This is a genomic window from Mageeibacillus indolicus UPII9-5 (assembly GCF_000025225.2).
Taxonomy (GTDB): domain Bacteria; phylum Bacillota; class Clostridia; order Saccharofermentanales; family Fastidiosipilaceae; genus Mageeibacillus; species Mageeibacillus indolicus.
The window spans coordinates 1351661-1364083 of sequence record NC_013895.2 but is presented as its reverse complement, the minus strand read 5'-3'; the positions used below and the strand labels follow the sequence as shown (position 1 = coordinate 1364083).

The window sequence follows — 12423 nt, the reverse complement described above, 5'->3', positions numbered from 1 at the left end:
GCTGACGGGTCTTTTTTTTTACCGTCAGTCAAAAAAGGAAGGTTGTCATCATGAACAATAATTTACCTTATCAAGGTACTGCAGAAACAATTATGTCTGCATTACAAACTGAAAGCCGGACAGGCTTATCGGCAGAAGAAGTCAGCAAACGCCAGGCAAAATATGGACCTAACAGTTTGCAAGAAAAAGCGAAAGTAACGATTTGGCAAAAAATATTGCAGCAACTCGCAGACGTAATGGTTATAATTTTGATCATCGCCTGCTTGATCTCAGCTTTTACCGGAGATGCAATTGAAGCTGCTGTTATTTTAGTTGTAGTTGTTATTAATGCAGTTTTGGGGGTAGTGCAAGAAGGCAAGGCGGAAAAAGCTTTGGAAGCCTTACAAAAAATGGCCGCTCCGCACGCCAGAGTTTTGCGAGATGGGCGACAAACTATGTTGCCGGCTGAGGAGTTGGTCCCGGGTGATATCGTAATGCTAGAAGCTGGTGACATCGTTCCCGCCGATATGCGACTGATAGAATCAAGAAATTTAAAAGCGGAGGAAGCTTCTTTGACTGGTGAATCTGTTCCAGTCGAGAAAAATGCCGAATTTGAGACCTCTGAAAATCTTGGCCTGGGTGACCGTCAAAACATGCTTTTCAGCTCAACTGCTATCACATACGGACGGGGCATGGGTGTAGTCACGGATACCGGAAACAATAGCGAAATTGGTAAGATAGCTGCCAAATTACAAGGCATCGAAGAAGAACAAACACCGCTGCAGAAAAATCTGAACCGGTTGGGCAAAATGCTGGCAATCATTTGCCTCGTGGTTTGTGCTGTCGTGTTTGTCGAGGAAGTGGTAGTTGACCATTCGCCGACCGGGATTTTGGAAGGCTTCAAGACGGCCGTTGCCTTGGCCGTAGCGGCTATTCCGGAAGGCTTGGCGGCGATTGTGACGATTGTTTTGGCCATTGGAATGAAGCGAATGGCGGACCAAAACGCGATTGCTAAGCGCTTGCTTGCCGTTGAAACTTTGGGCTGCGTTGATGTGATTTGTTCGGACAAAACTGGTACTTTGACACAAAATGAAATGACGGTAACCCGCATTTATGTGGGCAATGATTTGTACGAAGTAAGCGGCGGTGGATATAATCCGCAGGGTAAGTTCACTTTGAACGGCAATGAAGCTACGCTTACGGCACCAGACGTGCGTTTGCTGGAAATCGGGGTCTTGTGCAATGCGGCGGAATTGGTGAACGAAGGTGAAGCTTGGAGCATCCTTGGAGATCCGACGGAAGGCGCATTATTGACGGCTGGCGCAAAAGCCGGTATAACCCGCGATAAATTGCAGGCCGACCACCGAAAACTTGGCGAGTTGCCGTTCGACTCGGATCGTAAGATGATGTCGGTATTCTGTGACGGTTATGCAGAAGCTCCGGTTGTATCCTTGACCAAGGGTGCGCCAGACATTGTTTTGGAACGCTGTAACACCGAAATGACCGCTGACGGGGTCAAGCCTTTGACGGCGGAACGTAAGGCAGCCATAGCGCAAGCAAATTCGGCCATGGCCAGTACAGCACTGCGGGTGCTCGCTTTCGCTTACCATGATCATGCTGATTTGGCTTCAGGCGAAAGTACAGCGGAACAGGCGATGACCTTTGTCGGTTTGATGGGTATGATTGACCCCGCTCGTCCGGAAGCGGGCGAAGCGATAACTGTTTGCAACGAAGCCGGTATAAGAGCGGTAATGATTACGGGTGACTATAAGGATACAGCCGCGGCCATTGCTCGTGATCTCGGTTTGCTGCGCCCCGGAGACGGTATTGTTACCGGTGCCGAATTGGATGAAATGTCCGATGCTGATTTGGAAAAAATTGTCGATCGGACATCAGTTTATGCACGTGTTTCCCCGGAGCACAAAGTTAGGATAGTTGCTGCCTTACGCAATCAAGGACATATAGCTTCGATGACCGGCGACGGAGTGAATGACGCTCCGGCACTCAAACAGGCCGATATCGGCGTTGCAATGGGGATAACCGGGACGGAAGTCGCTAAAGGCGCAGCCGATATGATTTTGACGGACGACAACTTTGCTACGATTGTACATGCGGTAAAAGAAGGTCGAATTATTTACAGCAACATCCGCAAATTTGTCGGTTTCCTTTTATCTTGCAATGTCGCTGAAATCTTAGTTATCTTTATCACGACAATGGTTATGGGGGTAGCCCCGCTAGAAGCAATTCAGCTCTTGTGGCTGAACCTGATTACGGACAGCTTCCCGGCCTTAGCCTTAGGCCGTGAAAAAGGTGACGCCGACATTATGCGTCTCAAGCCCCGGAGCAAGTCTGAACAAATAATTAACCGCGAGATGATCGGAGCTATTTTGGTTCAATCAGTATCTATTTTTGCGGCCGTGTTCATTGCTTTTTTGATTGGGCAAAACAATCAACTGTTCGGCGGTCAGTTCGGCGATCTGCTCGAAGCCAAGACCATGGCGTTCACAACTTTGATATTTGCCGAGCTTTTGCGTGCTTACAGCTGCCGCTCGGAACGGTTCAATATTTGGCAAATCGGCTTTTTCTCAAACAAAACTATGACCGGTGCTACCTTGCTTTCGATGGCTTTACTGTTGTTGGTTCTCTATGTTCCGGTTTTGAATGTCATATTTAAGACCGTGCCGCTCGACTTGCTACATTGGGTTATTATAATTGCTTTGGGGTGCGTTCCTTTCTTGGCCGGTGAAATTTATAAGCTTGTTTTTTATCGTGTCAAACGCGCCAAAAGTGTCAAAAGCAAATGATGATGTTCCAGTCGATTTTGCAAATTAGCTCCGCAAATAGGGGCGTGATAGAACATTTATCGATGAATGAACGGTTGACAACTGGGCCTGAAAAGTGGATAATAAATTCTATCTGTGGAGGTGACGTATGGAAGTAGATGTGCGCAAGCTGATCGGAATCGTCGGCGCCTCGATGGAGATTGAGGTTTGTGAGATCCTCAGTGCCGACAGACGCAGTTTTGAGGGAATTGACTTGACGGAGCCGGTAGAGGTTAAAGCTCGACTGACGAACAAAGGTGAAGGGCGACTGTGCTTGACTGGCAGAGCCAAAGTCACTTTGACGGGCGAATGTGCCCGTTGTAACACCGCTGTACGTCAAGACCTGAATGTGAATTTGACGGCGGAATATCGCCCCAACTGTGTTCCTGAGATTACGGAAGATCAAAGTAGGCCGGTGGATGACGAGTCTGAAATCTACGCTTATTGCGGACATGTAGTTGATTTGGAGCAGGCGGTTGCCGATAGACTATTACCGTCAATACCGATGCGTTTGCTGTGCAGCGAAGACTGCCGTGGCTTGTGCCCGTATTGCGGGGCGAACCGCAACCACGCCGATTGTAGGTGCGCGGCCGAACGAACGATGAACAATTCACCGTTCGGTAAATTAAAAAACTTATTGAATTAATATTTAGGATTTGATGGAGGTGTATAATAATGGCAGTCCCGAAAAGAAAATGGTCTAAACAACGCACGCATACTTCACACGCGAATTGGAAACTGAGCGTGCCCGGTTTGGCGGAATGTCCACAATGTCACATGCTCAAGCTACCACATAAGGTTTGCAAGAATTGCGGCTACTACGGTGGCAGAGAAGTCATAAAGATGGAAAAAGTCGCCGAAAAATAATGAAAGCCAAAAAGCAGCGGGCGCAACCGCTGCTTTTTTTCTATAAAGCAGAACAGAACAGATCAGACAGGAGGCAAAGTGGCAAATTCATTTGTAGCAGTGGTCGGGCGACCGAACGTCGGTAAATCTACTTTTTTTAATTTTTTGGCCGGTGAGCGCATAAGTATTGTTGACGACACCCCCGGGGTTACCCGTGACCGTATTTATGCTGAAGTTGAGTGGTTGGGCCGCAAATTTTCCCTCATCGACACGGGCGGCATCGAACCGCGCACCGACGATGTTTTGTTACAGCAGATGCGAATACAAGCTGAACTGGCGATTGAAACGGCTGATGTCATTTTGTTTATGGTTGACTTAAAGGCAGGCCTCCACGCAGCCGATGCCGATATTGCCAACATGCTGCGTAAGACAAAAAAACCGGTAATTCTGGCTGTCAATAAATGCGATCACGTCGGCGACACTCCCCCGGAGGCTTATGAATTCTACAATCTCGGCCTAGGCGATTTTTTCCCGATTTCAGCCGTCCATGGCTTGGGAATGGGCGAGTTGCTGGATGCGATTGTAGAGAATCTGCCCGAACCGGAGACGGATGATCCCGCCAATCATCGGGTTAAAATTTGCCTTATCGGTAAACCGAACGCCGGGAAATCCTCGCTCACCAACCGCCTTTTGGGGCAGAATAGATCGATTGTTTCCTCAATTTCCGGAACTACCCGTGACTCTTTGGACACACCTTTGACCAATGAATTCGGAAATTACGTATTGATTGACACCGCCGGGCTGCGCAAAAAATCCCGTATCGACGATCAGGTTGAGCGATATTCAATGATTCGGGCACTGGCGGCGATTGAACGTTCGGACGTGTGCTTGATTTTGATCGATGCGATTGACGGCATAACGGAGCAAGATACCAAAGTTGCCGGCTATGCCCACAATGCAGGCAAGGCGTCAATATTTGTTGTTAACAAATGGGATATAGTTAACAAAGAAACCGGAACTATGGAAGAATATACCAGAAGTATACGGGAAAGATTTTCTTATATGCCTTATGCGCAAGTACTGTTTTTATCCGCTCTTACCGGGGCTCGCTGCGACAAAGTATTTCCTATGGTTAATCATGTATATGAACAGGCTTGCCGTAAATTGACGACAGGCGTTCTGAATGATTTCATAGCCGAAATTCAGGCGATGGTTCCGGCCCCCCAAGATAAGGGCAGACGGCTCAAAATTCGTTACGCTACCCAAGTTGGGATTTGTCCACCTGAATTTGTGCTGTTTTGCAATGATAAAGAACTTATGCATTTTTCTTATGAACGTTATATTGAAAATCGACTGAGGCAAAATTTTGGGTTCGATGGGACCCCGGTTCGTTTCATTCTGCGCAGTCGTGAACGCAAAAAATGAAATGTCGGCCGCCGCTAGTTTCTGATGAAGCTCGAGCCGGATGGGAGAGTCTTCCGCTGATACCGGATTTTTTGCTATAATAAACGATTGTTATTGAAGGGTGAAAGGGAAATATATGTTGAAAAAAATAGAAAATTTGCGAAATGTTGCGATTATCGCGCACGTTGACCACGGCAAAACGACGTTGGTAGATGCTATGCTGAGGCAGTCAGGAACTTTCCGTGCCAATGAGCAAGTGGAAACCCGGGTAATGGATTCTAACGATATAGAGAGAGAACGTGGCATCACCATTTTGGCCAAGAATACGGCTATTCAATATGGTGATGTGCGCATCAACATTGTGGATACTCCTGGACATGCCGATTTCGGTGGTGAGGTCGAGCGGGTATTGAAGATGGTTGACGGTGTTCTTCTGGTAGTTGATGCCTATGACGGCCCCATGCCACAGACTCGGTTTGTCTTGCGCAAAGCACTGGAACTGCAACTGAAACCGATAGTTGTTATCAATAAGGTTGACCGGCCTGACGCACGTCCGGCTGAAGTTGAAGACATGATTTTGGAATTGTTCATGGAGCTTGGTGCCGACGATGAACAACTTGAATTCCCGGTGGTATATGCTGCAGCAAAACTCGGAATTGCGGCAAAGGACTGTGCTTCGGTGATGAACGGGACGGCGAAAGATATTTTCCCGTTGTTGGATGTGTTGATTAAAAATGTACCTTGCCCAGAAGGCGATCCGGAAGCCGGGTTGCAGATGCTGGTTTCCAACATCGATGCCGATCCTTATATTGGGCGCTTGGCAATTGGCCGGGTGGAACGCGGTACCATCAAAAGCAATCAAAGTGTCGTTGTTTGCAATAAGGATGATTTAAACGGCAAAACCTATCGCCTGGCAAAATTGCAACGGTACGAAGGCTTGCGCCGTGTGGATATTGAAAGTGCCACTATTGGTGAGATTGTATGCGTGGCCGGGATAGCTGGGATAAATATAGGCGACACGGTTTGCCCGACCGGTCAGGTCGATTCGCTACCGTTCGTCGATATTGATGAACCTACGATAGCCATGACCTTCAGCGTCAACACCAGCCCTTTTGCCGGCAAGGATGGAAAATTCGTGACTTCACGCCACTTGCGGGATCGACTTTTTAAAGAAATGGAAACGAACGTAGCCATGCGCTTAGAAGAAACCGATTCCCCCGATGCCTATATTGTCAAGGGGCGTGGTGAATTACATATTTCCATTTTGATTGAGAATATGCGCCGCCAAGGCTATGAATTTCAGGTTAGCAAACCGCGAGTTATTACCAAAGAAGTTGACGGTGTTCTTTGCGAGCCGGAAGAATATGTTTTGATTGATGTCCCGGAGAATTATGTCGGGGTAGTAATTGAAAAAATGGGCGGACGCAAAGCCGAGCTGCTCAACATGCAACCGCCGACCAAAGGTTATACGCGTTTGGAGTTCAAGATACCTTCGCGCGGACTGATCGGATATCGTACGGAATTTTTGACCGATACCAAGGGTAACGGCATAATCAACAGTGTTATAGATGGCTTCGTGCCGTGGAAAGGCGACATAACCACTCGAAATCACGGAGTGTTGGTGGCGTGGGAAACCGGGGAAGCGGTAACCTATGGCCTGTACAACGCCCAAGAACGTGGGCCTCTCTTTATCGGACCTGGTACACCGGTATATGAAGGCATGATTGTTGGCTCCAACCCTAAGCCCGATGATATCGTTGTCAACGTTTGCAAAAAGAAACATGTGACCAACATGCGGGCGGCGGGATCGGATGACGCTTTGCGTTTGGTTGCACCAACTCAGTTTAGCTTGGAACAATGCATGGAATTTGTGGATGATGATGAACTGATTGAAGTAACCCCCAAAAACATGCGCATGCGCAAGCGAATTTTGAGCACGGAGCAGCGAGCTAAAGAACGTTCGAAAAAGAAAGCCTGACCGCTTCGAATGAAAGTGGAGCCGGCAATAAGGCAAGTTGAGGAGTTAACGTGTCCAGAAAGATTAATCGTTCAGTTTCAGCACTAACCACAGTCATTTTGATTATGGCTGTTTTGGTGGGCGGATTTTCAATTGGCTATCGTTACGTGATCAGCCAGAATAAGCGTTTTTCGCAGTATGATACCCAAAATATTGCCATCGGCTCACAGGGTGAGGACAAAAAAATTGTCATAGGTAAAGATACGCCTGGAGCGGTTATGGTTTATGTGCGCTACGGCGAACGTACATCGGATATTGCACGTAAGCTTGAGAAACTCAACTTGATCAGTCATCCATCGTTATTTGTTTTGATGTCCAAAATAAACGGGTTTGACGGCGGCTATCAATATGGTACGCATTTCCTCAAGGAAGGCATGAGCTACGATGAAATCATGTACAATTTGACCTTGAAGCCGAGTGCCAGCAACATAACTTTCCGTGAAGGTTTGACTTATAAACAGATGAAACAGTTGTTGCATGAAAGAGGTGTTCTGTTTGATGAGGCGATGATGGACGACATCATTAATTCACCGCGAAAATATTTTGCCGATATGCCCTTGCTTGAAACGTTAAAAGCCTCGCCGGGGAGGGAATGGCTTTTGCAGGGCTATCTTTTCCCGGATACGTACTCATTTGACTTGAACACTGATTCGCGCACGATTATTGAAACAATGCTAAATAATGCGGAACTGCGTATTACCTCCGATTATCACAAGCGAGCAAAAAAAATGGGGATGAGCATGGATGAAGTGATCAATCTGGCGGCGATTATTCAGATGGAAAGCGGCAATATCCAGGAGATGTACAAAATATCTCGTGTCTTCCACAATCGTTTGGACATGGGGATGGCTTTGCAGTCCTGTGCAACTATCAACTATGTCAGAGCGGAGCAAAACCTCCCGCGACTTCTGGTTATTTCGGAGAACGACCTTAACCTTGACACGCCCTATAACACTTACAAAAACATTGGTCTGCCGCCCGGGCCTATATGTAACCCTGGTCTGGAGGCGATTCGGGCGGCTTTGTATCCATCTAATGAACCGGATGACCGAAAATTGCTTTATTTTTCAGCTACGGGTGACGGCCATAACGTTTTTTCGGATACTTTCGATGAGCATTTGAAGAATGTACGCAAATATGTTTTACCGTTGGCCAAGGAGCAGGGATTTGACGGTAATCTGGACACAGGTAAAAATGTCATCTATTCTTCCGGCGGAACTATCATTGCCCCGAGCAAGAGTAAGAGTTCTAAACCGGCTGCAAGTAATGAGGCGAAGCCCGCGTCAACTAAGAAAAATTAACTGAGGAGTTATATGAGACAGGTAGACTTGCCGGCGAAGCCGGAGATTTTAGCTCCGGCCGGCAGTCCGGAAAAGCTTGAGACAGCGTTGCTTTTTGGCGCTGACGCGGTTTATTTGGCGGGGCGGCAGTTCGGTTTACGTGCTTTCGCCGCTAATTTTTCTCAGGATGAATTGCTTGAGGCCGTAAAAATGGCCCACGCTCGGGGCAAAAAAGTTTATGTAACTGTTAATATTTATGCGCATCAGGAAGATCTGTCCGGCTTGACGGAGTATTTTGCCTTTCTTAATCAATCCGGCGCGGATGGTATCTTGATTTCTGATCCCGGTGTTTTTGCTTTGGCTTGTCGTTATGCTCCGCTTGTCCCGAAACAAATCAGCACGCAGGCCAGCGTTACCAATGCTGCCGCTTGTCGTTTTTGGTATGATTTGGGTGTACGCCGTGTTGTTTTGGCACGAGAGCTAACGCTGAATGAAATCAAGTCGATTCGTGCAAATGTGCCTGCAGACCTGGAATTGGAAGCATTTGTACACGGTGCGATGTGCATGTCGTATTCTGGTCGCTGTCTGCTGTCTAATTACTTGACGGAACGTGATGGCAATCGTGGGCGTTGTGCGCAACCTTGTCGGTGGAAGTATCGTATTTCGGATATAAATCATCCTGGTCAGGCTCTGGATTTGGAAGAAGATGAGCGTGGCACATATATGTTGAGTTCGAATGATCTCTGCATGATTGAATATATTCCTCAACTGGTGCAGGCCGGTATTAATAGCTTTAAAATTGAGGGGCGGATGAAGGGTGCTTATTATGCAGCCGTAGTTACCAAGGCATATCGGGAGGCTTTGGATCGTTATTACGAAGACCCGGAGAACTACACGGTTGATCCACAGGCATTCGTCGAGCTATGCTCAATGGTGCATCGTACTTACGCAACTGGGTTTTATTTCAGCAAGCCTCAGAAAGATGCGCAAATTTTCAGTCAGGCAACCTATGTTAAGGAAGCTGTCGTACTCGCTGTGGTCAAAGAGACTTTGGGAGACGGGCGTGTGCTTTGTGAGCAGCGTAACAAAATGTCTGTCGGCGATCACATTCAAGTGGTTGCACCGAAGGGGCCGACTGTCGCACTCACCGTTAATCAGCTGACGGATCTTGAAGGTGGGGAATTGACGGCGACGCCGCATCCGCAGATGGAATTTTATTTGCACACAACATTGAATCTCAGTCCGGGCAGTTTTTTGCGGCGGCTTGGAGATAAGGACAATGATCCGGCCGGAATCGGCGGGAGTATAGCGGCTTCGGCTGGTACTGGGGCAGATCATTTATCTGGTACTGAGCAATGCTCGGGTCCTTGTTCGGATTCTTGCACCACTTTTTGCACTGGATCAGGCGATTAAAGTAGCAGGTTAAAGCAGCAGGCTAAAGCAGCAACAGCTTAAGCAATAAGTAGGCCGTGCTGCCCAACACAAGTCGCCAATCCCAGGCGCGCAGGGGTGGCAGTTCTGATTTTCTGCGTTGAGGATCAACTGCCGGAGGGTTAAAATTGCGCATAAGACGCAGCCCTGGCCAAAGCACTAAAATTCCTAAAATACAACAGATCAGGGACACTTGAAATATCACCCGGCTACTTTTTATTCCGATAAAAATATCCTGGCTGAGCAACTGTGGGTAGAAAACCAACAAGGTTAAGTGGCCAAAGTTTAAAGTTATATGGGCTAAAATAGCCGGCCACAGACTTTGCGCAAAGACTACCAAATAACCGAGAAACAAGCCAACGATAATCGTGGCAAAACTGATTATGGATCTAGGCTTGATCAAAGCATACAAAATGGCTTGGATAATGACAGCGGAACTGTAGCTTACCGTTGTTTTTAATGATTTTAGCAATAAGCCGCGAAAGAAAATTTCTTCAATTATAGGCTGCAAAATACCGAAAATGATCAGCACCAAGGCCCAAACGCTTAAAGAAGGAAATTTGCTTATCATGTAGCTCTCGCTCAGCCAATAAGTGTGGGCATTAGGTATGTTTAACAGTGCCTGCAGGTAAATAAATACATTGTCAGCACCGTTAATTACCAACAAAGCAGGCAAACTGATCAGTACTGACAAAATCGACAAAATAGGGCTGGGACGAATTTCGCCAGTTACATCGGTTGGGCTGAAACCGTAAGATTGGACAGCTAAAAGCACGGGAATAAATAATCCAGCTAACAATAAAATTGTGTTGCTTAAGCCGTAACCAAATACTGTCGCTATCTCACCTTGGGTACGGTTGAAAAAATAAAAATTCATCAGGAGATAAATCACGGCTGTCGGGATAAATGAGCGGATGATCAAGCTGCCGCCGAGTGATCTTATGGTGTGCAGGGCTTTAAGGCCAGCTTGTATCCGGCGTGATAGGCCGATCGTATCGGTGGTCGAGATGGCGTTGGTCCTCCTGGAAAAGACGTGAAAAAGCGATTTATGGGGGCGTCGTTCGTCTGAACCTGGGGTGGCAACGAAAGTTGAAGCAGGAGTCGTGGCCGAGTCAGGGGCCATGGCTGCGGAAGTGGCTGTGGAAGTGGATGTGACCTTGGCCGCGGGTTCTGAAATGGTGGTCGAATCAATGGCCGCCGTTGGTTCGGGCATGCTGCCAGATGTAGTGTCCGCTATCTCTTCTGCGGTACTGTTCGAACCGTCGGCAATCGCGTTAACAAAATCTTGGGAGAATTTTTTTGACTTACCTGTCGGGACTGGTCTATGGTTGTCTGAACGTTTAGCAAGTCTGCTGGGGGCCGAGGCAGCCGGCCTTAAGTGGGCAGCCACTAAAGCAATTTGTTCAGCTTCGGATAATGAACCGAGGTCGGCCAGTGATAAGGGAGGTCTATATTCGGTGGGGCGTTTTGGTTCAGCTGCAGGGGCAGTTTCCGATAGAGGTTCAGTGATTGAGGCGGCTTGAGAACTTTTCTCAGAGTCTAAGGCTGCGTTACCGTCCTCGGTCAAGGCTGCGTTTGTAGTCGCGGCTGCTCCATCACCCTCGGTCAAGGCTGCGTTTGTAGTTGCGGCTGCTCCATCGCCCTCAGTCAAGGCTGTGTTACCGTCCTCGGCCAAATCTGCATTTGTAGTCGCGGCTGCACTCGAGAGTGAATTCGGCCGGAGAGGATGGTCGGCGGTTAGACCTGAGGTAGGATTGGTCAAGGTCACCCTTACTGGTGTTACGGCGGCGTTTCCTGCTTCAAATTCCCTAGCAAGATCAGCTGAGACCGAAGGAACCGGGGCGGGGCGAACACCACGAATGCCCGTCTGCGGCAGGTCTTTAGTTGCGGCGGGCGACGCTGAAGTATCAAATTCTGATTCGAGAAGGTTTCCGGTAAGTTTCGAAATGTTAGTTCGATATGTGGCCAGCTGCTGTTCCTGACGCTGCATAGCGGCAGAACGATATTGATCACGTTCCGCGTCTGACCTCTGATTTTCCACTTGATTCAAAAGGTTTTTTACACCGTAAATGGCTTGTGCGTTACCTTGTAGGCCGGGGGCGATCATATCCAACGCGTCGGCCGCGGTCAAAGCTTGATAGGATGAGTCACTAACCCCACATGATTTCAATGAAAGGGGCTCTTTATCTGCGATATACCCGAACAGCTTTTCCGGCTCGTTATCATTAGATTGTGAGTTAGCGGTCAAATCTGTATCATTTGGGCTGGAGGTAGTTGCCATACCCGTATCATTGGGCAAGGCGGCAGTGGCAGGCTGAGCGTTATCTACTATGCCGTTCTTTTGCTCCGTCATTTCATTAGTATTAACCGGCCTTGCTTGGGGCTGCGCTTGGTTATTTTCAGGCGGTGTTTGATGCTTTTTGTTCAAAATATTCCTCGCATATCATTTAAAGAGACAAATCGTTAAAAACTTACCTTTTATAATATCAAATTAGTGGGGGAATTTGAACAGGGCTACATACCGGTGCTTTGAGTGGGATCGGCCACTGACGCGACTTAACTAGGTTTTGCGCGTTATATTCCCTAACTTATTGTGACAATTGATGTGCGGCAAAATGGCTTTGAACGAGTTGAATGTGGACTT

General features: G+C 47.8%; 8 protein-coding genes. 7 read left to right on the top strand and 1 reads right to left on the bottom strand.

From position 1 onward, the window contains the following. Positions 1 to 50: 50 nt before the first annotated feature. The 7 genes from HMPREF0868_RS06010 to HMPREF0868_RS05980 all read left to right on the top strand — a co-directional run bounded on the left by HMPREF0868_RS06010 (position 51) and on the right by HMPREF0868_RS05980 (position 9761). Positions 51 to 2783, top strand: a complete 2733-nt coding sequence (locus HMPREF0868_RS06010) for a cation-translocating P-type ATPase (protein WP_012993833.1) — start codon at positions 51 to 53, stop codon at positions 2781 to 2783. A 127-nt stretch (positions 2784 to 2910) separates the two neighbouring features. After that, the gene (locus HMPREF0868_RS06005; RefSeq protein ID WP_012993832.1) at positions 2911 to 3447 is read left to right on the top strand and encodes a YceD family protein; all 537 of its coding nucleotides are present in this window, start codon (positions 2911 to 2913) and stop codon (positions 3445 to 3447) included. Between the two features lie 29 nt (positions 3448 to 3476). Then, the gene (rpmF, locus tag HMPREF0868_RS06000) at positions 3477 to 3668 is read left to right on the top strand and encodes a 50S ribosomal protein L32 (protein WP_012993831.1); all 192 of its coding nucleotides are present in this window, start codon (positions 3477 to 3479) and stop codon (positions 3666 to 3668) included. 78 nt (positions 3669 to 3746) lie between these two features. Continuing rightward, on the top strand, positions 3747 to 5072 hold the full coding sequence (der, locus tag HMPREF0868_RS05995; RefSeq protein ID WP_012993829.1) for a ribosome biogenesis GTPase Der: 1326 nt from the start codon (positions 3747 to 3749) through the stop codon (positions 5070 to 5072). 115 nt (positions 5073 to 5187) lie between these two features. Beyond that, the gene (typA, locus tag HMPREF0868_RS05990; protein ID WP_012993828.1) at positions 5188 to 7029 is read left to right on the top strand and encodes a translational GTPase TypA; all 1842 of its coding nucleotides are present in this window, start codon (positions 5188 to 5190) and stop codon (positions 7027 to 7029) included. A gap of 50 nt (positions 7030 to 7079) precedes the next feature. After that, complete coding sequence (gene mltG / locus HMPREF0868_RS05985) at positions 7080 to 8369, top strand: endolytic transglycosylase MltG (RefSeq protein WP_012993827.1); 1290 nt, start codon at positions 7080 to 7082, stop codon at positions 8367 to 8369. Between the two features lie 12 nt (positions 8370 to 8381). Continuing rightward, positions 8382 to 9761, top strand: coding sequence for a peptidase U32 family protein (locus HMPREF0868_RS05980; RefSeq protein ID WP_012993826.1), 1380 nt, complete (start codon positions 8382 to 8384; stop codon positions 9759 to 9761). Positions 9762 to 9783: 22 nt separating this feature from the next. On the opposite strand, the gene HMPREF0868_RS05975 is transcribed toward HMPREF0868_RS05980, so the two are convergent. Further along, complete coding sequence (locus HMPREF0868_RS05975; RefSeq protein WP_012993825.1) at positions 9784 to 12207, bottom strand: CPBP family intramembrane glutamic endopeptidase; 2424 nt, start codon at positions 12205 to 12207, stop codon at positions 9784 to 9786. Positions 12208 to 12423: the final 216 nt, after the last annotated feature.

Coding starts and splice junctions, on each gene's coding strand:
- HMPREF0868_RS06010 (WP_012993833.1), top strand. CDS start 51: ATGAACAATAATTTACCTTATCAAGGTACTGCAGAAACAATTATGTCT.
- HMPREF0868_RS06005 (WP_012993832.1), top strand. CDS start 2,911: ATGGAAGTAGATGTGCGCAAGCTGATCGGAATCGTCGGCGCCTCGATG.
- rpmF (WP_012993831.1), top strand. CDS start 3,477: ATGGCAGTCCCGAAAAGAAAATGGTCTAAACAACGCACGCATACTTCA.
- typA (WP_012993828.1), top strand. CDS start 5,188: ATGTTGAAAAAAATAGAAAATTTGCGAAATGTTGCGATTATCGCGCAC.
- HMPREF0868_RS05980 (WP_012993826.1), top strand. CDS start 8,382: ATGAGACAGGTAGACTTGCCGGCGAAGCCGGAGATTTTAGCTCCGGCC.